Annotated in this window: 20 protein-coding genes and 1 pseudogene; 8 read left to right on the top strand and 13 right to left on the bottom strand. The window is 67.0% G+C overall.

Annotated elements, in window-relative coordinates; all coding sequences use genetic code 11:
- Nucleotides 1–24 precede the first annotated feature (24 nt).
- Nucleotides 25–738, top strand: a complete 714-nt coding sequence (locus G6N46_RS02255) for a DUF998 domain-containing protein (protein ID WP_138249468.1) — start codon at nt 25–27, stop codon at nt 736–738.
- A 39-nt stretch (nt 739–777) separates the two neighbouring features.
- On the opposite strand, the gene G6N46_RS02250 is transcribed toward G6N46_RS02255, so the two are convergent.
- Genes G6N46_RS02250 through G6N46_RS02240 form a run of 3 tightly spaced genes read right to left on the bottom strand, consistent with a single transcriptional unit; the run spans nt 778 to nt 4,556 of the window.
- Entirely contained in the window at nt 778–1,209 is a 432-nt protein-coding gene (locus tag G6N46_RS02250; protein ID WP_138249469.1) for a heme-binding protein, read from the bottom strand.
- A 51-nt stretch (nt 1,210–1,260) separates the two neighbouring features.
- Nucleotides 1,261–3,654, bottom strand: coding sequence for a phosphoketolase family protein (locus G6N46_RS02245; protein WP_138249470.1), 2,394 nt, complete (start codon nt 3,652–3,654; stop codon nt 1,261–1,263).
- Nucleotides 3,651–4,556, bottom strand: a complete 906-nt coding sequence (locus tag G6N46_RS02240; RefSeq protein WP_163692550.1) for a universal stress protein — start codon at nt 4,554–4,556, stop codon at nt 3,651–3,653. Before G6N46_RS02240 ends, G6N46_RS02245 begins: the two co-directional genes overlap by 4 nt.
- A gap of 262 nt (nt 4,557–4,818) precedes the next feature.
- On the opposite strand from G6N46_RS02240, the gene G6N46_RS02235 reads away from it, so the two are divergent.
- Nucleotides 4,819–5,616, top strand: a complete 798-nt coding sequence (locus G6N46_RS02235) for a universal stress protein (RefSeq protein WP_138249472.1) — start codon at nt 4,819–4,821, stop codon at nt 5,614–5,616.
- Nucleotides 5,617–5,669: 53 nt separating this feature from the next.
- On the opposite strand, the gene G6N46_RS02230 is transcribed toward G6N46_RS02235, so the two are convergent.
- Nucleotides 5,670–6,563, bottom strand: coding sequence for a universal stress protein (locus G6N46_RS02230; protein ID WP_163692548.1), 894 nt, complete (start codon nt 6,561–6,563; stop codon nt 5,670–5,672).
- A gap of 132 nt (nt 6,564–6,695) precedes the next feature.
- Here G6N46_RS02230 and G6N46_RS02225 point away from each other — a divergent pair, with 132 nt between their 5' ends.
- Together G6N46_RS02225 and G6N46_RS02220 are read left to right on the top strand one after the other, a co-directional pair.
- A complete protein-coding gene (locus G6N46_RS02225; RefSeq protein ID WP_138249474.1) occupies nt 6,696–8,060 on the top strand; it encodes a cytochrome P450 in 1,365 nt (454 codons plus the stop codon).
- A gap of 25 nt (nt 8,061–8,085) precedes the next feature.
- Nucleotides 8,086–8,718 (top strand): class I SAM-dependent methyltransferase, encoded by a 633-nt coding sequence (locus tag G6N46_RS02220; protein WP_138249475.1) that lies wholly within the window; start codon nt 8,086–8,088, stop codon nt 8,716–8,718.
- A 3-nt stretch (nt 8,719–8,721) separates the two neighbouring features.
- On the opposite strand, the gene G6N46_RS02215 is transcribed toward G6N46_RS02220, so the two are convergent.
- Nucleotides 8,722–9,276, bottom strand: coding sequence for a PadR family transcriptional regulator (locus G6N46_RS02215; protein ID WP_138249476.1), 555 nt, complete (start codon nt 9,274–9,276; stop codon nt 8,722–8,724).
- 273 nt (nt 9,277–9,549) lie between these two features.
- Between G6N46_RS02215 and G6N46_RS02210 the strand changes: the two genes are divergently transcribed.
- The gene (locus G6N46_RS02210; protein ID WP_138249477.1) at nt 9,550–10,548 is read left to right on the top strand and encodes an NAD(P)H-dependent flavin oxidoreductase; all 999 of its coding nucleotides are present in this window, start codon (nt 9,550–9,552) and stop codon (nt 10,546–10,548) included.
- On the opposite strand, the gene G6N46_RS02205 is transcribed toward G6N46_RS02210, so the two are convergent.
- The 5 genes and pseudogenes from G6N46_RS02205 to G6N46_RS02185 form a co-directional block, all read right to left on the bottom strand.
- Complete coding sequence (locus G6N46_RS02205) at nt 10,545–11,849, bottom strand: amidohydrolase family protein (RefSeq protein WP_138249478.1); 1,305 nt, start codon at nt 11,847–11,849, stop codon at nt 10,545–10,547. The two genes, G6N46_RS02210 and G6N46_RS02205, sit on opposite strands and share 4 nt — an antisense overlap.
- On the bottom strand, nt 11,843–13,042 hold the full coding sequence (locus tag G6N46_RS02200) for a CoA transferase (RefSeq protein WP_138249479.1): 1,200 nt from the start codon (nt 13,040–13,042) through the stop codon (nt 11,843–11,845). Before G6N46_RS02200 ends, G6N46_RS02205 begins: the two co-directional genes overlap by 7 nt.
- Nucleotides 13,039–13,967: pseudogene (locus tag G6N46_RS02195) on the bottom strand (enoyl-CoA hydratase/isomerase family protein). Before G6N46_RS02195 ends, G6N46_RS02200 begins: the two are co-directional and overlap by 4 nt.
- 112 nt (nt 13,968–14,079) lie before the next feature.
- Complete coding sequence (locus tag G6N46_RS02190) at nt 14,080–14,430, bottom strand: hypothetical protein (RefSeq protein ID WP_138249480.1); 351 nt, start codon at nt 14,428–14,430, stop codon at nt 14,080–14,082.
- Between the two features lie 51 nt (nt 14,431–14,481).
- Complete coding sequence (locus G6N46_RS02185; protein WP_163692546.1) at nt 14,482–14,631, bottom strand: DUF4193 family protein; 150 nt, start codon at nt 14,629–14,631, stop codon at nt 14,482–14,484.
- 187 nt (nt 14,632–14,818) lie between these two features.
- Between G6N46_RS02185 and G6N46_RS02180 the strand changes: the two genes are divergently transcribed.
- A complete protein-coding gene (locus G6N46_RS02180) occupies nt 14,819–16,318 on the top strand; it encodes an SDR family oxidoreductase (RefSeq protein WP_234880678.1) in 1,500 nt (499 codons plus the stop codon).
- A 14-nt stretch (nt 16,319–16,332) separates the two neighbouring features.
- On the opposite strand, the gene G6N46_RS02175 is transcribed toward G6N46_RS02180, so the two are convergent.
- The gene (locus G6N46_RS02175; RefSeq protein ID WP_138249482.1) at nt 16,333–16,821 is read right to left on the bottom strand and encodes a TspO/MBR family protein; all 489 of its coding nucleotides are present in this window, start codon (nt 16,819–16,821) and stop codon (nt 16,333–16,335) included.
- 60 nt (nt 16,822–16,881) lie between these two features.
- Nucleotides 16,882–17,508, bottom strand: a complete 627-nt coding sequence (locus tag G6N46_RS02170) for an SOUL family heme-binding protein (protein WP_138249483.1) — start codon at nt 17,506–17,508, stop codon at nt 16,882–16,884.
- Nucleotides 17,509–17,648: 140 nt separating this feature from the next.
- Between G6N46_RS02170 and G6N46_RS02165 the strand changes: the two genes are divergently transcribed.
- Complete coding sequence (locus G6N46_RS02165; RefSeq protein ID WP_061007185.1) at nt 17,649–18,086, top strand: SRPBCC domain-containing protein; 438 nt, start codon at nt 17,649–17,651, stop codon at nt 18,084–18,086.
- Between the two features lie 194 nt (nt 18,087–18,280).
- A complete protein-coding gene (locus G6N46_RS02160; RefSeq protein ID WP_138249484.1) occupies nt 18,281–18,847 on the top strand; it encodes a dihydrofolate reductase family protein in 567 nt (188 codons plus the stop codon).
- An 11-nt stretch (nt 18,848–18,858) separates the two neighbouring features.
- Here G6N46_RS02160 and G6N46_RS02155 read toward each other — a convergent pair whose 3' ends face one another.
- On the bottom strand, nt 18,859–19,605 hold the full coding sequence (locus G6N46_RS02155; protein WP_138249579.1) for an LOG family protein: 747 nt from the start codon (nt 19,603–19,605) through the stop codon (nt 18,859–18,861).
- Nucleotides 19,606–19,624: the final 19 nt, after the last annotated feature.

Genomic DNA, 19,624 nt, shown 5'->3' with positions numbered 1-19,624 from the left:
GTTTCTCGAGATCGGGCCGAGGGTATGGCTTCGACGGTGACCTACACCAGGTTCCGGCCGGCACTACGACCGTGGACTGTCGCCGTGCTCGTCGGACTCATCGGTTACTGCGACTTCCCGCTCCAATGGATCGTCGGGTCTCCGCTCAGCCCGACCCGGTCTTACATCAGTGAACTGGCGGTCGCCGGCCAACCGTACTACCAGTTTTTCCGGATGGGCGACCTGGTCGCCGGCATCGGCCTTGCGGTACTTGCCGGCGTCCTGGTCATCTGGCGCCCGTCATCACCAATGCGGCTCGGGAGCGCGGCGCTGGTGGTTGCTGCCGCCACGTCGGTCGTCGACGCGCTGTCGCCCATGAGCTGCGCCCCGTCGGTTGACCCCCGGTGCTGGGCGGCCGATCACGCCGCCGTGTCGACGCAGCTGTCGCAGTTGCACACCATCTCCGGGGTGGTCGGTTTCACCGCGATCCTGTTCGCGATGGCAGCCTATGGTGTCGCGCTGGGCGGTCAGCCGGGCATGCGCCATCTGAGATTGATGGGGCTCACCTGTGCGGCGATCGGCGCCGTCCTCGGCGGCATCGAAATCGTGACTGCGCTGGCGGACACAGATTGGACGGGGCTGTTCGAGCGCATCCACGTTGCCATCGTCGGCACGTTTCTCGTGATGCTGACTTTCGCGATCGCGCGCACCACAAGCCCGGCGTCTCGACGATCCACGGTCAGTTCGCTTCCACACTGAATTGCGGGTTGCCAGAGACCGGGCAACGACCTGGCGTGATCACTGGCCCATCATGCCGGGCACGCTCATACCGGACTTCATGCCGCCCTGCATGGGCATTTCCTGGGGCGGCAGACCACAATTGGCGCGCTGATCCAGCATCGGCTGGCGGATGTTCTTCATGTCGGCGGCGACATCCGGATGCGCCTGGAGGTAACCCTGCATCGCAACATGCCGCTCGTGTGGGCTGCCCATCTGCATTGCCTGGCGCATCGCCTGTTCTACGTCGGGGTGCGCGTCGAGGTAATCGGCCATCTGATCCATCACCGCGGCGTGGCCACGCATCATCTCCGAAGGCGAACACGGATCCAACGGTTGGGCGCCGGCTGTACCCAGCACCGTCACCACTGACATCAACGCGGCCAGCCCGGCGACAACAGCCGTGGCGGCCGTACCGCTATGACCCTGACCGCCCTTGACTAACTTACTCATGACGAAAGATCCTTTCTGGTAATCCGATTCAGTCCGTAACCACCGACACCGTCAGTCATCGGCCGGATCCCAACGCCAGTCCGTGACCTCGGGCAGATCCTCTCCGTGCGTCCGGATCCACTCTCGGTGGCGATCGTGCGCCTCGACCATTGCCGCGCGCAGTGCGCGTACCGCCGGACCATCGAGTCCGGGCATAAGGTCGATGGCGTCGATCACCAGTTGGAAGCGATCCATCTTGTTCAGCACCAGCATGTCGAAAGGCGTTGTCGTCGAGCCCTCTTCCAGATATCCGCGCACGTGCATGTGCTGATGGTTGCGGCGACGGTAGGTCAGCCGGTGAATCAACGACGGGTATCCGTGGTAGGCGAAGATCACGGGCCGGTCAGTGGTGAACAGTGTGTCGTACTCCGCATCGGTCATGCCGTGCGAATGTTGGGTGTTCGACTGCAGACGGAACAGGTCGACCACGTTGACGACGCGAATTCTGATCTCTGGCAGGTGCTTTCGCAGTATCGACACGGCGGCGAGCACCTCGAGGGTCGGCACGTCGCCCGCACAGCCCAGCACCACGTCAGGCACCGAGCCTCCGTCGGTGCTGGCCCATTCGAAGATGTCCGCGCCGCGTGCGCAGTGCACCGCGGCTTGTTCGGCGGTCAGCCACACCGGAGCGTCGTTCTTCCCGGCGACGATCACGTTGATGTAGTCCCGGCTGGCCAGGCAATGCGCTGCCACCGACAGCAGGGTGTTGGCATCCGGCGGCAGGTAGATGCGGGCGATCTCGGCGCGCTTGTTGGCGACGTGGTCGATGAAACCGGGGTCCTGGTGCGAGAAGCCGTTGTGGTCCTGACGCCACACATGTGACGTGATCAGGTAGTTCAGTGACGCGATCGGTGCACGCCACGGCAACTGCCGACTTACCTTGAGCCACTTGGCATGCTGGTTCACCATCGAGTCGACGACGTGGGCGAAGGCCTCATAGCTGTTGAGCAGACCGTGCCGCCCCGTCAGCAGATAACCTTCCAGCCAACCCTGGCACATGTGCTCCGACAGGACTTCGAGCACGCGCCCGTCGCGAGCCAGATGCTCATCGCTCGGCAAAACCGCTGCGCTCCACTGTTTGTCGCTGACGTCGTACACCGCACCGAGCCGGTTCGACGCGGTCTCATCGGGTCCGAACAACCTGAAGTTGCGGTAGCCGGCGTTGCGCACCATCACTTCGCGCAGATACCGGCCGAGCACCCTGGTCGGTTCGGCCATCGTATCCCCGGGTCCGACCGTGGACACGGCGAATTCCTTGGCGACCGGCAGGTGCAACGGCGTCAGCAACAGGCCACCGTTGGCGTGTGGGTTCGCACCCATCCGATGTTCGGGCGCCGGCACGTTGTCGGTGACCAGCTTTGTGGGACAACCGGTTTCATCGAACAGTTCCTCGGGGCGGTAGGAGTGCAGCCAGTCCATGAACTGTCGACGGTGTTCGGGGTCGGTACGGACGTCGGCGAGGGGCACCTGATGCGAACGCCACGTGCCCTCGACGGGCAGGCCGTCGACCCATCGTGGTCCGGTCCAGCCTTTCGGTGTCCGCAGCACGATCATGGGCCACTGCGGGCGCGGCGGCGCCGAGACCATGCGCGCGGCAGTCTGGATTTCGTCGATCATCGCCACGACGCGATCCAGTGCCGCCGCCATGTCCTGATGCAGCTGGTGCGGATCGTCACCGCTGACGTAGATCGGGTAGTGCCCGTATCCCCGCAACAGGCAGTCGAGTTCAGCGTCGGTGATCCGGGCCAGCACCGTCGGATTGGCGATCTTGTACCCATTGAGGTGCAGGATCGGCAGGACGGCGCCGTCGGTAGCCGGGTTGATGAACTTGTTGGAATGCCAACTGGCCGCGAGCGGGCCGGTCTCTGCTTCGCCGTCGCCGATTACGCACGCCACCAACAGGTTCGGGTTGTCGAGAGCCGCACCATAGGCGTGCGCCAGGGAGTACCCGAGCTCGCCGCCCTCGTGAATGGATCCCGGAACTTCAGGCGCCACGTGGCTGGGAACGCCACCGGGAAAAGAGAACTCGCGGAACAATGTCGCCATCCCGTGGCCATCACGGGCGATGTCGGGACGCGTTCGGCTGTAGCTGCCCTCGAGCCAGGCATTCGCGAACAGCGCGGGCCCGCCATGACCGGGGCCGATGACGTACATCGCGTCGAGATCGTGCTCGATGATGGCGCGATTCAAATGCGCGTAAATGAAGTTCAGCCCAGGCGAAGTGCCCCAGTGGCCCAACGGACGCGGCTTGATGTCCTGTTGGGCCAATGGTGTTCGCAGCAGCGGGTTGCCCATCAGGTAGATCTGGCCGGCCGTGAGATAGTTGGCAGCCCGCCAGTACGCGTCCACGGAGCGCAACCGCGCCGCGGCCAAGGGCTCACCTACCTCGCGAGTTGCGCTCGTCATCGGGTGGACTCGCGAGCATGCGGCCGAGCAACGAGTACCGGGCAATTCGCCTGGTGAATCAGTTTGTGGCTGGTGGACCCGAGCAGCAGTCCGGTGGCGTCGCCGCGCCCGTGACTTCCCGTGACGACCAACTGGGCGCGCTGAGCATGGCTCAGCAGAACGTGTCCAGGGTTGCCGATCGCCGCGACGCGGCGGACCGCGACCTCTGGAAATTTCTCCTGCCACCCGGCCAATCGCTCGGCAAGCAGCATCTCCTGCTGTTCCTCGCGAGCCTGGCCCGTCAAGTCATTCCAGGATGGTTCCGCATCGTAGAAATGCACCGGCAGGTAGCCCCACACCAGGACCGCGGTCAGTTCTGCGCCGCGCATGGAGGCCTCCTCGAAGGCCCAGGCAATCGCGTCCTCACTGTCCGGAGCCCCACTGATCCCGACCACAACGGGCCCTGTCACCGGCACCCCCGGTGCGCGGACCACGACCACCGGGCTGTGCCCGTGCGCCGTCAGTGCCACTGCCACCGAGCCGGCCAGCAGACCCGTGAACGCGTTGAGTCCACTGGAACCGACGACGGTGAGGAATGCGCCCTTCGACAGGTCGATGAGCACCCGCGCCGGACGGCCCGCCTTTCTGGTCAACATCACCTCCAGATCAGGGTCCAGCGTCTGGACGCGATCCAGGGCTTCATCGAGGAAACGTTGGCCGGTCGTCTCCAGGTACTGGAAGAAGCTCTCCGAGGCACCCGGATTGAACCCCATCGCAAAACTCTCGAAGTCGACGGCGTGCACCAAGCGGAGCGGAAGATTGCGCAACTGCGCTTCGTTGACGGCCCAGTTCAGGGCGATCAGCGATGAGCTCGATCCGTCGATGCCAACCAAAATGTAAGGGCGGGGCGATAATTCGGTCACGTTGTCCTCCGATGACGCTGCTTGTCCGATGTCCCTGACGGTACGAGCCCGCCCCCTCGGCGACTATGGCCGAAAGTCACTCGTCGAGTGAACAGTTGCCATCGGCTCGGGCCGTCGACCCGTGGTGACTCATGCGGCGGCCCCAGGGCCTTTATGCCCTCGACCCCGAAGGCTTGCCCGCGTGAGGATTCGATGACACATCTACGGTTCCGCACGCCCAGGAAGACCACTGCGGAGCACGCCAAAAGCTCCGGGAGACAAGATGATCGAGACCCACAATGGTGACTGCGTCGTGGTTGGCATAGACGGCTCGACAGCTGCCGTGTACGCCGCTCACTGGGCGGTCGGCGAGGCCATCGTCCGCGATGTGCCGCTACGGCTGGTGAGCTGCGTGCAAGGCCCGCAGCGCTCGGATCGGATGACCATCGAATACGCCAGGACCTGTCTGCGCGCCGCGCATGCGGCCATCGACGACACCGCCGCGCAGGTCAAGATCGAGACCGCCGTCGTAGTGGGCGACCCAACGGCGGTGTTGATCAGCGAATCCCGCCACGCTGCCATGGTGTGCGTCGGCTCCGTCGGGATCGGCCGCTTCGCAAAAGCGCTCCTGGGATCGACCGCGGCAGGTGTGGCCGAGGGCGCGGAGTGCCCGGCCGCCGTGGTCCGCAGTTACGCACCGCGCCGACGGTTCCCGGCCGGGTCGATCGTTGTCGAGGTCAATGACCGGGAAGAGAATCACGACGTGCTGGTCGCGGCGGTCGCCGAGGCGCAATTACGTGGACGCCCCATTCTCGCGGTCGGCGTGTGTCCGCCCGAGACCGGGATGAGCGCCCGCCAGGAGTTGCTGCGTCGTTGTGCGGTGTGGCACGACCTCTACCCCGACGTCTACATCTCGACCGTGCCCGTCGCGACCAGTTTCATGCGATTCCTCCGGACGACGCCCGAACCGATCAGCCTGGTCGTTGTCGGCGCCCACGAAGCCGCTGAGCTCGTGAAGATCGTCGGCTCGCACGCCGACTCCAACGCCGACAACCCATCTGTGCTCGTCGCTCGGCCATGAAGAGCGTCAGGGCAGGTGGCCGCGAACGGCCACCTGCCCTGTGAACGGTCTGACTACCGAGCCTGTGGGCGGGCAACCAGCACCGGACACTCGGCATGCTGAACCAGCCGGTGACTCGTCGACCCCAGGAACCACCCGGCCGCGTTTCCGTGTCCGCGGGTTCCGGTGACGATCAACTGCGCGCGTTGCGCGTAGCCCAGCAGGACGTGCCCGGGGTGACCGGCAGCGACCACGCGGCGGACCGTGACTTCGGGGAACTTCTCCTGCCAACCGGCCAACCGTTCGGCCAGCAGCATCGCCTGCTGGTCCTCTCGGGCCGGCCCCGGCAGCTCTTCCCACGTGGGTTCGACGTAGTCGAAATAGGCTGGGACATAACTCGATACCAGAACGGCGAGCAGTTTCGCGCCGCGCAGCGACGCCTCCTGGAAGGCCCAGCCGATCGCCTCCTCGCTGTCGGGCGCACCGCTGATGCCCACGACGACGGGTCCGCCGGCATGTTGGCCCGGGGCACGGACCACGACAACGGGGCTGTGGCCGTGCGCGGTCAGTGACACCGCCACCGACCCGGCCAGCAGCCCGGTGATTCCATGCAGCCCACTGGAACCGACGACGGTGAGGAAGGCGTCTTTCGACTGTTCCTCCAACAACTGTGCCGGGCGGCCGACGAGGTTGTGGACGGACACCTCCACCTCGGGCGCGAGAGCCTGGACCCGCTCCCTGGCTTCGTTGAGGAAGTTCTGGCCCGACGTCTCCACGAACTTGAAGAAGCTCTCCGAGGCGCCCGGGTTGAAGCCCATGACGAAATTGCCGTAGTCGACGGCGTGCACCAGCCGCAATGGCAGATTACGCAGCTGTGCCTCACCGATGGCCCAGAGCAGCGCTTCCAACGATGACCGCGAGCCATCGATGCCAACCAAAATGTAAGGGCGAGGAGATAACTCGGTCATGGGGTCCGCTCCAGACGAAGGTGCAATTCCGACACTTTCAACGGTACGGACGCCGACTGCCCGGTGCTATGGCCAAAAGTCACTCGAACCTCTCGACCACACGCACCCGGCGCGGCATAATTCTTTATTGACATGACTGCAACCATCGAGGCCCGCGACGTGGGCACGCTGCCGCTCGCGCCGAAGAATCCGCTGCCGTTCAGGCAGTTGTTCGCCACCCGGCAACTGCACACCGGGCTGGTCACGCTGAGCCAGGCCGGCGGGCCCATCAGCCGCATCGCCGTCGTACCCAAGCGCGTCGCGCCGCCCATCGTGCTCGTCACCTCCCCCGCCGGGATCCGCGACGTGCTGGGCCGCACCGACAACCTCGCCGAGCGCTCCACGATCCACGAAGAAGTGCGCAACGTGGTCGGCGACAATCTCTTCGTCCTGCCCAACAGCGCCTGGCCGCCGCGCCGGCGCGCCCTGCAGCCGGTGTTCACCAAGCAGCACGTCGACCGGTTCGGCGGGCACATGTCGCAGGCCGCGCAGTCGATCGCCGACCGCTGGCGTGACGCTCGCGACGTCGACCTCGACACCGAGTGCCGCCGGCTTGCGATGCGCTCCCTCGGCTACTCGATTCTCGGTCTCGACATCAACGAGCACAGCAACACCATCGCCGAGAACATGCACGTGGCCTCGCGCTACACGGCCGACCGCGCCCTGCGGCCGGTCAAGGCGCCGAAGTGGCTCCCGACGCCGGGACGCCGTCGCGCACGTGCTGCCGTCGCCCGGATGCGCAAGATGACCATGGCCGTCCTGCGGGACTGCCGTGCGAACCCGGACCGCGATGCGCCGCTGGTCAAGGCGCTGCTGGCGGCCTCGGATCCCGACACCGGCCGGAAGCTGTCCGACGACGACATCTGCAACGATCTGCTCATCTTCATGCTGGCGGGCCACGACACGACGGCGACGACGCTGACGTACGCCTTGTGGCAACTCGGGCGGAATCCCGAGCTGCAGGACCGGGTTGCCGCCGAGGTCGCCGCGATCGGTGACCGAGAGCTGACACCCGACGACGTTTCCCGCCTCACCTACACCGCCCAGGTGCTCAACGAGTCGCTGCGGCTATGCCCGCCGGCCGCCGGTGTGGGCCGGACGGCGCTGCAGGACATGGTGGTGGACGGCCACCGCGTCGAAGCCGGCAGCATCGTGGCCATCGGCATCAGTGCCGTGCACCGGGATCCGACGTTGTGGGACCACCCGCTGGCCTTCAACCCCGACCGGTTCGGCCCGGAGAACGCCAAGACCCGCGACCGGTGGCAGTTCATCCCGTTCGCCGCGGGCCCGCGGTCCTGCATCGGTGAGCATTTCGCCATGCTGGTGACGACGCTGGCACTGGCCACCATCGTGCGGTCGAACCGTATCGAGTCGATGCACGACGACTTCCCGCTCGAATCGCCGTACACGACGGTTGCGAAAGGTCCCATCCCGGTTCGGGTCACCGCGCGGGTGTGACGCCGGCGTGGCCAACGCTCGGAGCATGCTCGACTGGGACCACAACGCCTACTACCAGCACCTGCTGCTGCGGCACGTGCCGCCGGGCTGCCGACGTGTCCTGGACGTCGGCTGCGGAGCCGGCGGATTCGCCGTTCAGCTCGCCCAGCGCTGCGGCCACGTCGACGCGGTCGACCGCTCGGCCGCGATGATCACCGAAGCCCGGCGCCGGACCCCGACGAATGTGAACTGCGTCCAGGCCGACGTCCTCACCGACGGGCTGCCGGCGAGCGACTACGACGCGATCGTGTCCATCAGCGCACTGCACCACATGCCGCTCGACACGGTGCTGGCGCAGCTGGCCGCGGCACTGCGGCCCGGCGGTGTCCTCGCGGCGATCGCGCTGCCTCGGACCGATCTGCGCCGGGAGTGGCCGCATGAGCTCGCGGCGGCACTCGCACATCGCGCGCTCGGTGTCCGATTTCGCGCGGAACGGCTGCTGAAAATCGGCACCGGGTTCGCGAAGACGCCCGATCACGACGTGATGCCGGTGGTCCTGGATCCACGACTGACGACGCGCCAGGTCGCCGCACAGACCGCGGAGCTGCTTCCCTGCGCCCAGGTGCGGCGCCTGCTCTTCTGGCGTTACCTACTGGTCTGGCAGAAGCCGGCGGCGTAGCCCTCAGGTCCGGTCGGCGGACGACGTGAGCCTGTCCAGTACGTCCAGCGCCTCGCGGCACCAGTCCACCCAGGCCTGCTCGGTACGCAACCCCGCCTTCAACACGAGGTGGCGTAACACGTCGGCATCGGCGACCGGGGCCGCGAAATCACGGGCATCGATCTCGCGGTAGTTGGCCAACATCGCTTCATGCGCTGCGAGGTGGTGGGCGATCACGCCGCGCACGGCCCCGGTCTCGCCGAGTGCCGCGGCAGCACGGACGCGCACCGCGATGGCCATGCGCTCCGGCGCGGGATCATCAATGCCGCCAAGCCATTCGCTGAGAGCACGCCGGCCGGACGGCGTGATGCTGAATCGTTTGGGCTGGCCGCGCTCGGGGCGGTCGGGAGTCGAGGCCTCGGCCAGCCCGGAGGTCTTGAGCTTGTCGAGTTCGCGATAGATCTGCTGGTGGGTCGCCGGCCAGAAGTAGCCGAATGCCCGGTCGAACCGGCGGGTGAGTTCGATACCGGTCGATGCCCGCTCCGTGAGCGCGGTCAGGATGGCGAATTGCAGCGACATGGCGTGATCGTAGGTGTCGTGGAGTTTCCGCCGGCGGAACGCGGCGGCAAGGGTCCTGTCACAACCGTTATCCAATCTGTTGCATAAAGCCACGACGATAAACTGGCCGGCCGCCGAACACTGCCCAAATCCGACGAATTGCCAACGTGTTCGAACACCGTTCTCAACTCGCCGCCGGGTCACCCACTCCTGATTATGCCACTAGTTGCATAACCAAGGTGGCGCAGCTAAAGTCCTGAACAACCACGGTTTCCGATTCGAAGGGCTATCACCATGGGTCTGCCTCCCGTCCTCGCACAGCGCCTGTCCCTGCCGGTGGTCGCGTCGCCGTTGTTCCTGTGCTCGGGGCCCGAACTGGTGAAGGCGGAGTGCCAGGCCGGTGTCATCGGCTCGTTCCCCGCGCTGAACGCCCGGCCCTCCAGCCTGCTGGGTGATTGGCTGGATGAGATCGAGGAGTCGAACGCCGCCTACGCCCTCGCCAATCCCGACGCCATCGTCGCGCCGTTCGCCGTCAACCAGATCGTGCACCGGTCCAACGACCGGCTCGAACACGACATGGGCGTCATCGTCGAGCACAAGGTGCCGATCGTGATCACCTCGCTCGGCGCACGGCCCGAGATCAACGACGCGGTGCACTCCTACGGCGGCATCGTCCTGCACGACATCATCAACAATGAGTTCGCGCACAAGGCCATCGACAAGGGCGCCGACGGCATCATCGCCGTAGCGGCCGGTGCCGGCGGCCATGCCGGCACCCAGTCCCCCTTCGCCCTGGTCCGCGAAATCCGCGAGTGGTTCGACGGTCCGCTGCTGCTGTCGGGCGCCATCGCCCATGGCCGGTCCATTCTTGCGGCGCTCGCCGCGGGAGCCGACTTCGCCTATGTCGGTTCGGCTTTCCTGTCCACCGACGAAGCCAACGCGGTGCCCGAATACAAGCAGATGATCGTCGACTCCACCGCTTCGGAGATCGTCTACAGCAACCTGTTCACCGGCGTGCACGGCAACTACCTCCGCGGCAGCATCGTCGCCCAGGGCCTTGATCCCGACAACCTGCCCGAATCCGACGCCTCGGCAATGAACTTCGGCTCCGGCGGCAACACCGACGCGAAGGCGTGGAAGGACATCTGGGGTGCCGGGCAGGGCGTGGGCAGCATCAAGGAACGTCTCACCGTCGCGCAACTGGTGGAGACCTTGAAGACGCAGTACGTCGAAGCCCGCCAGGACCTGCTGAACCGGACGCTCGACGACGACATGCTGCAGCCGGTGCACTAGCCGGCCCGGTACACCACCGCGCCGTCGTAGACGGTGGCGGCCACCAGCGAGGCGTCCAGCGTAGCCAGGACGTCTCGCGGTGGGGCTGCCAGCAGGCACACGTCCGCCGGCATGCCCACTGCCAGTTGCCGGGGCACATGCGGCTGCTCGGGTGCGCCGAGGAACATCGCCAATGCCGTTGCGGCGTCGATGCTTTCCTTCGCTCCGAGCACGCTGCCGGAGGGCGTGCTGCGGTGCACCGCGGCACGCATCGCCGCCCAGGGGTCGGCGTCCCCGAACGGCATGTCGGTCGACAGTGCGACGGGTATCTGCGCGCCACACAGCGATGCCACGCGCCACAGCCGGCAATGCTCGTCCGCGGGCACGTCGGTGAGGTACTGCTCGCCGCGTTCGGCGACGAAGTTCGGCTGGGTCACCACCAGCACGCCGAGTTCACGCAGGTCCGCCAGACAGTCGTCGGGGATGACGGCGCCGTGCTCGATGCGGTCGCCGGCGCGTGACCCTGCCTGCCGCAGCGCGGCAATCGTGACAACCAGCTGCATGGCCGTAACACAGTGCAGCGCAACGATTCCGCCCTGGTGGTGCCGCGCCGTGATCCAATCGGCCAGCGCGTCGAGATCCAGATCGTCGTCGTGCAGGATGCGCTTGGCCGGTGCCAGGACTTCGACACGCTGACAAAGTTCACCGTGTCGTTGCGCTTCGGCGAAGTCCAGCACATCCTCGGCGGTGAGATCGGGGGTCGCGTCCGTGACACCGGTGACCCCGAACGCCGAGAGGCGCCGGCTGATCTCGCCGAGCCCGGCGTCGTTGCGCTGCAACGCATGCGTCCAGCCAGGGTCCGCACTGCGCAGCCGGCCGTCGGGGTGGTCGGGCAGGCGGACGGCCGCCAACCCCGCGGAGTTCAGCGTCCACAGCACGCCGCTGCGGTGCTGGACGCGTACCGGCACATTCGGCGACACCTCGTCCAGCACAGCGCGATCCAGCGGGCCCGCAACAGCCTCGTGATAGCCGACGGCCCGAATCCAACCGTCCACGCCCACGTCGGCCCGCGCCAGGACCGCACGCAGCGCGTCGCGGCTGCGCACCTCGCCCGGGCCGACCCGAACCGACGTCAATGCCGCTGCCGCCGAACGCAAGTGCACGTGATGGTCATGCAGTCCCGGGATGGCGGTGCCGCCGGCCGCATCGAGCACGTCCTCCCCCGCCATCGGCTGCAGACCGTCTGCCATGGCCTCGACCCGCCGGCCCAGCCGGATATCGACGGTGCGGCCGTCGAGCAGCGCGGCCCGTTGAATCAGCATGCCCCAGAAGCCCTTTCCCACACGAGGTCCCGGACCCGCGCGTTGTCCACACCCAGCTCGCCCGCCCGTGACGTCAACACCGGCGCCGCCGGATCGGCCGGTGGATCAACGCCGTCACTGGCTGTCAGCGGTAGCGCGGCGTACTCGGCCGCCACAGCCGCCAGCGCCACCTCGACGACTTCACCACCGCCGCGCCGCAGCGAATCAGTCACGGCCAGCGCAGCGTGCAACCCCGTCAGCGGGTCAGCGATAGCGTCACCGCAGAACACCGGCCCCGAGCCCGCCGGGTCGGACCCGACCAGACCACCGGATACCGCGGCATCGTCACCGAACCCCACCCAGTGGGCGTGGGCCCCTTCCGTACCGTGGCCGGTGATCCGCAGCCACACCCGGCCAGCCCGCGCCGGGACATCTTCCGGCCCCAGGCCCCGATGCACGAGTGCGTCCGGGCGCGACGATTCGATCACCACATCGGCCACGGACAACAACTGTCGCAGTTCCTCGGGCTTGCCGAAATCAGCGGCGTAGCAGAGCTTTCCGGCATTCATCCAGTCGAAGAATCGTCGTTCGCCCTGCCGGGTGCCATCCGGCCGCGACGGGCTCTCCACCTTGATCACCGTCGCGCCGGCCCGGGCCAGCAACTGCCCACACAGCGGGCCGGCCCACATCGAGGACAGGTCGGCCACGAGCAACCGGCCGTGGCCCTGGAAAGGGTTTCGATTGCCGTGCCGACGCACCACCGGCGCGGCGGCAGCGGTCTCCCCCAGCACGCCGACAGGAAGTCCGAGCAGACGCGCGCGCTCGGCGACATCGGCGACCTGACGGCGACCGGCCCACTCGATGAGCGCCGGCCACAGGTGATCAACCGGCACATCGGATTCGAGCAGCGCCGGCACCGCAGCGACATCATCGAGCCGCGCCAGCGTCAGGGCGAACCAGCCGTCCCGGCCGGCGACAAGCCGCGTGGCGCCCCCGGCGCTGATCCGTCCCTGCCGGTGCAGCCTTGACAACGCGGCCCGTCCCGCGAGGAGTTCCGCAGCATCGACCGCGATGCCGAGTTGCCCCGACAGCACGGACGCGACCGCCCGAGCCCGACTCAACACCGCAGCTCGACTGACGTCCGGCGGGCCATCGGGCACGCCTGTCAGCGCGGCCAGCCCGCTGGCCGACCAGTCCCGTACCGCCTCACTCACGCACGAACCGCATCGACCAAGCCCCAGTCCCGCGCTGTCGTCGCGTCGATCGTCGCCCCGGACAGCACCAAATACGCTGTGCGCCAACGGCCGATCCGCCGGGTGATGCTCACGGTGCCACCGGCGCCGGGGATCAGTCCCAGCGTCAGCTCCGGCAGGCCGAGGGTGGCGTCCCCGGGTGACAGGTGACGTGCCCGCAGAACGCGGCCATCTCCAGTCCGCTGCCCAGCACCTGACCGTGCACGACGGCCTGGCACGCCGTGCCCAGTCGCGCGGTGATCTCGTCGAGCACCAGGGCCGGGCTGAAGCGCGTGCGCGCAAGGTGCGCCGAGGCCGGATCGTCGAACGTCCCGAATTCGGCGAGGTCTCCGCCGCTGCAGAAGGACGGACCGTTCCCGGTGAGCACCAGAGCGGTCACCGAGGTGTCCAGGCGAGCGACCTCCAGCGCCTCCAGCAGCGCAGCCCGCGCATCGGTCGAGAACGCGTTGTGCCGCTGCGGACGGTTGAACGCCACGTGCAGAGTGTCACCGTCGCGGTGCGACACCACCGGATCCGGGAGCAGCGGAACGGTTTTCGGGCCGCGCTCGGCCAGCCAGCGGGTGAACTCCCGGCCGGACTGCAACGTCGAATATGCCAGCGATTCGGTGGTCAGCCCGGCGAACGTCGGCGCTGCCGGGTCGAACGCCCGCAGCACGTCGTCGCACACGGCGGCTGTCTGCGGCCAGGACGCGACGCGTTCGCTGATCTGTGCCAGCGCCGCGTCGACATCGGGCACCTGCACGGTCCTGCGGTCCGCGCACGGACGGTCGACCAGCGTGAAAGTCGCCTGCTGCAACCAGACCTCGGCGTCATCGCCGGCCGGGTCTCCGATCCCGATCGCCGGCCCGGCGGAGCCCGGGACATCAGCGAGATCGACGACCCTCAGCTCGTCAGGCAACGGACGCCCTCGCTTTGGCCTCACGGTGAGCCAGCGGCACGTTCTCGCCTCCTGCGGATGTCGACACCCGGATCATGCCATTTCCGCCGCGGATTGACGCTCAGTCGAGCTGTACCCGCACCGTCACCCGGCCCTTGTCGTCACGCGTCGAGATCGCATGCCCGGCGCGGTCGGTGCCACGGAAGTTGAGCAGCGTGATGGGGCCGCCGTCGCCGAGAAAGTTGCGCCACCAGCTCTTGGAGTCCGGTGACATCACCCTGATGACGACGTCAGCACCGGACAGCCGGAAGTTCACGGGCGTCTGGAAGCGGCGCCCCGACTTGCGACCCGTGTAGCGGATCTCGACCAGACTGCGGCCGACGATGCCGCCGACGACGGGAACGGTGGTCAGACCGACCGCTGCCTTGTTGAGGGCGCGCGCGACCGGGTTGTCGAAGAACGTGCTGGACATGGTCGCCAGGCTAGCGCGGACCGGGTGACTCGGCCGCTCAGTCGATCCTGGTCACGCGCACTCGCGACAGATGCGACGCTGCGATCGATCAGCTGCCAGATCGCTGAGCTGGCGAACGTGAATGCAACGGGTGCAGATGAATTCATGGACCTGCTGCGGCGTACCAACCAGCTGTTGCAGGCTGTCGTAATCGATCGTCACGTGGTCAGACCTTTCCCAGACGGACACCGCGCATACGGCATGTTCGCCCCGAATGCCCCGTCCGCGTTCGGACCAAACCAATCTGCCGGGCATCCGCGCACGGCAGGTCTCCGAATCACTGGGTAGTGAAGGGCATTTTCGGGAACTGTCCTGACAGTCAGCGTGAAGCCGTAGCCAAGGAGAGTCTGTGACCGACGTGAATCAACCCACACCGTCGCTGCGCGTACTGGTGACCGGGGCCACCGGATACATCGGCGGGCGTCTGGTGCCACGCGTCATCGAAGCCGGCCACCACGTGCGTGTACTGGCGCGCAACCCGGACAAGATCAGTGACGTGCCCTGGGCGGCTGACGTGGAGGTGGTGCGCGGTGACCTCACCGATGCGGACACCCTCGGCGACGCGTGCCGCGACATCGACGTCATCTACTACCTGGTGCACTCGATGGGTAACCACGGCGAATTCACCGAAGCCGAACGCTGCAGCGCGGAGAATCTGGCGTCCGCGGCGCGCGGCGCCAACGTCACACGCATCGTCTACCTGAGCGGCCTGCACACCGAATCTGATCGGCTCTCTCCCCACCTGCGGTCCCGCAGCCAGGTCGGAGAGATTCTCATCAATTCCGGTGTCCCGACTTTCGTGCTGCAGGCCGGCGTCGTCATCGGTTCGGGTTCGGCCTCCTTCGAGATGATCCGCCACCTGACCAACCGGCTACCCGTGATGACAACGCCGCGCTGGGTCAACAACCGCATCCAGCCGATCGCCATCCGCGACGTCCTCTACTACCTGCTGGCCGCCGCCACCACCGACCTGCCGCGCTCCCGCACCTACGACATCGGCGGACCCGACGTTCTGCGCTACGGCGAGATGATGCAGATCTACGCCGACGTCGCCGGACTGGCCAAACGCCGAATCCTCGTCCTGCCCGTCCTCACCCCCAAACTCGCCGGGTTGTGGATCGGGCTGGTGACCCCGGTGCCACCGCAGATCGGCCGCGCCCTCATCGAGTCCCTGAGCACCGACGCGGTGGTCGCCGAGCACGATATCGATGCGGTGATCCCGCCCCCGCCCGGCGGCACCACCGGATACCGCGAAGCGGTCAGACTGGCGCTGCGCCGGATCAAGAACGGCGAAGTCGAAACCACGTGGGCCAACGCTTCGCCGACCGGCGCGCCCGCCGATCCGCTGCCGTCGGATCCCAGCTGGACCGGCGATGTGATCTACACCGACGACCGCAGCCTCGACTCTGACGCCGTCATCGAGCAGGTGTGGCGGGTCGTCGAAGGCATCGGCGGTGAACGCGGTTGGTACTCGTTTCCGCTCGCCTGGACCATCCGCGGGTGGCTCGATGTACTGACCGGGGGTGTCGGCTTGGCGCGGGGCCGGCGCAACCCGAACACCCTCTACACCGGTGACGCCCTCGATTTCTGGCGCGTCGAGCGCATCGAACGGCCACATCTGCTGCGGCTGCGCGCCGAGATGCGCGCCCCGGGCAAAGCCTGGCTGCAATGGGAGCTGCAAGCCCGCGGGGACACCACCCATCTCCACCAGCGCGCCATCTTCTTTCCGAAAGGCCTTGCCGGACGGCTGTATTGGTATGCCCTGATGCCGTTCCACGGCATCATCTTCACGGGCATGATCAAGAACATCGCGGCCGAAGCGCAGAAGGAGCGGACCCGCGCCGCCTAGCGACTGCGGCTACGTCAGCGGCGCCGGTTGAGCCACCAGATGTGCGTCGACAGTGCGGTCGCGAAAGCGCACCAGGCCGGATAGGCGGCCAGGGGCGCCGCGCGCTGTTGCCGTACCGCGAGGGCGCGACGCGTCAGGTCGGCACTGCTGACCGTCAGTGCGGCCGCGGTCAGTGCCGCCGCCCCGAGCCGGTGGCGGTTGAAGAAGATCCACGACCAGCTGGCGTTGAGCCCCAGATTGATCGCGAGTGCGGTACCGAAACGGCGGGCGGCTCGCGTGTCTTCCGCGTCGCTCAAGCGGTCGAGCGTGTCGGCGGACACGACAGCGATGTCCGCGTACAGCAGCGGCCAGACGATGGGGAACGCCTGCCGCGGCGGCTGATAGCTCGGCTTGCGCAAGCGCGCGTACCACGGCGAGGCGACGGCCGGGCCCGATGCCGCCCCTCCCGCAATGGCAGTGGCGAGAACAGCGGCGGCGGTGGCGGCGATCGTCTTCGGTTTCATGGTCTGAGGCTCCTGTGCGGTGAGTTGCGGACGTTGTCGATCGGGCGGACGGCAGCGCGGTCAGCTCTCAACGGGAATCGCGATCTCGTTGCGGCGTCGGCACGGCAGGGTCCACGGCGGGTCGTAGAACCAGGCCGACGGTTCGCCTTCGGCGGCGAATCCGTAGTCGCGGAGCGTCTCGCGCAGGTGATCAGTGTGCCGGGCGATGCTGTCGGCGCCGCGATCACCACTGAAGCGCAGCACGGCAACGGTTTCCGCTGGAACCGGCACCAGCTCGACGCGCTCGTCATCCGGTACCGGCAACGACTCCAGCGTCGATCCGGCCGGCATGAAGAACCGGACAACCCAACCGCCGGCCGGACTGCCTTGCTGCTCCACCGGCGCGGTCATCGCGATTTTCCAACTGGTATCGCTGCGCTGGAGTTGCCCGACCGGCGCCGTCATCGCAATTCGATCGCCCCGGTGGTTGGCGCCGAAGATGTATGCGGCCAATCTGCGGAACCCGGCACTGCGTGCGTCTTCCTCGTCTCCGTGCACCGTGGTTTGCGCGGCGATTCGCCGCCCGTACCGGCGAATCTGCACTCCGCGGGCCAACGGCTCCGCTTCGTATGACGGCTCTTCGATCCCGCTCCGAATCCCTACCGTCGACGTCACGGGGCTCAGCACTTGCGTAGTGAACGTCCGCATTTGATTCAGCACATCGCGCCTTCCCGTTTGGTGTGGTCGTCAAAAGTGATTCGGTGCCGAGGTCCCGGTGGATGGCTCCAATCAGCGCGATCAGTGGACAGTTGTCGCGAGGTGTTCACCGCCTCCCGTACGGTGTGTCTGTGAGTTTCGCGATTGACAGGTCAGTAGAGATCGACGCACCGGCCGAGGTGGTCTGGCAGGTGCTCACCGACGGGGCCAGCTACGGCGAGTGGAACCCCTTCGTCACCGAGTGCTCGTCGACGTTCGAGCCCGGCAGCCCGATCGACATGAAGGTGGTGCTGATCGGTCCGCCCAAGAAGCAGCGCGAATTCATCAACACCTTCACCCCGGGCGTCGAGTTCAGCTACAACATGAAGCCCGCCCCGCTGGGGCTGCTCCGCAGCGAGCGCTCGCACCGCCTGACACCGCTGCCCGACGGCCGCACCCGCTACGACTCGCACTTCCAGCTGTTCGGGCCCGTGTCACCGATCGTCGCCGGCATCATGGGCCGCGCCCTGAAGAAGGGCTTCGGCGGCATGACCGACGGCGTCAAGAAGCGCGCCGAGTCCCTCCGGTAGGCGGGCGTTGCCGCGCCGCCTGAACGGCGCGATTGGCGCGGCCGAGCACGGGTGATCAGAGGCATGCCCGAAACCAGCGCAGCCGGTTATCTCCCTGGTGTGCTCAACATCCCGGCGCTACGCGCCGCGGCCGGCGAGTGTCACGGATGCCGCCCTGACCGATGAATCTTGCGCTCGGGTGCAGTCTGATCTACATGGGCAGACTCATCTATGGCTTCAATGTGTCGGTCGACGGGTACATCGCCGACGCGCAAGGCAGTATCGACTGGTCCGAACCGAGCGAGGAACTGCACCAGTACTGGAATGACTTCGAGCGGGAGACGGCCCTGGCGTTCTACGGCCGGCGACTCTACGAGCTGATGTCCGCGTACTGGCCCACCGCTGACGCCGACCCTGACGCCGAGCCGATGATCGTCGACTTCGCCCGCATCTGGCGGAACATGCCGAAGGTCGTGTTTTCGCGCACCCTGGACTCCGTCGACTGGAACTCCCGTCTGGAACGCCGCGACCCCGTCGAGGTGGTCAGGAAGCTGAAAGCCGAGACCGACGGCAATCTGGAGGTGGCCGGTGCGACGCTCGCCGCGCCCGTCGTGCAAGCCGGGCTGGTGGACGAGTACCGGATCGTGCTCGTGCCCACCGCAGTCGGCGGTGGCACGCCGTTCTTCCCGGCGTTGCCGTCATGGATCTCGTTGGGCCTGTTGGAGAACCGCACCTTTCCGTGCGGCACGGTCCTACTGCGCTATGAGGCGAAACGCGAGTGAAGACGGACCGGCTACCGCGCTGACGCGACAATGATGTCGATGGCCTCTGCGACGCTGTCGGTGCAGTGGATCAGGTCGAGGTCGGATTCGGAGATCTTTCCCTCGGCCAGCATCGTGTTGCGAATCCAGTCGATCAGGCCCGACCAGTAATCGACGCCCAACAGAATGATCGGAAAGGCGGTGACCTTGCGGGTCTGGACGAGCGTCAAGGCTTCGAACAGTTCGTCCAGAGTGCCGAATCCGCCAGGCAGGCACACGAACGCCTGCGCGTATTTGACGAACATGGTCTTGCGCACGAAGAAGTAGCGGAAGTTGATCCCGAGATCGACCCAGTGGTTGAGGCGCTGTTCGAACGGCAGCTCGATGCCCAGACCGACCGAATAGCCGCCGGACTCGCTGGCCCCACGGTTTGCCGCCTCCATCGCACCCGGGCCGCCCCCGGTGATCACCGCGTAGCCGGCGCGCACCAGGGCGACGCCCAATTCTTCACTCAGGCGGTATTCGGGCGAGTGGGGCGTCGTGCGAGCAGAGCCGAAAACCGTTACCGCCCTCGGCATCTCCGAGAGATCGTCGAAGCCGTCGACGAACTCGCCCTGGATACGCATCACGCGCCACGGATCGGTGTGCACCCAATCGGTGGGACCGCGCCGGTCCAGCAGGCGCTGGTCGGCGGTCGTGGTCGCGCAGCGTTCGCGACGAAGTTGCACCGGGCCGCTGATCTGCAGGTCGCCGTCGTCGTCCGTGTTCTGGTCCTCGATCACATCGGCCAGCGTATGC

Origin of the sequence: Mycolicibacterium phocaicum, from assembly GCF_010731115.1 — a bacterium.
In the GTDB taxonomy this organism is placed as follows: Bacteria; Actinomycetota; Actinomycetes; order Mycobacteriales; family Mycobacteriaceae; genus Mycobacterium; species Mycobacterium phocaicum.
This window is presented reverse-complemented; position numbering and strand designations above follow the sequence as displayed.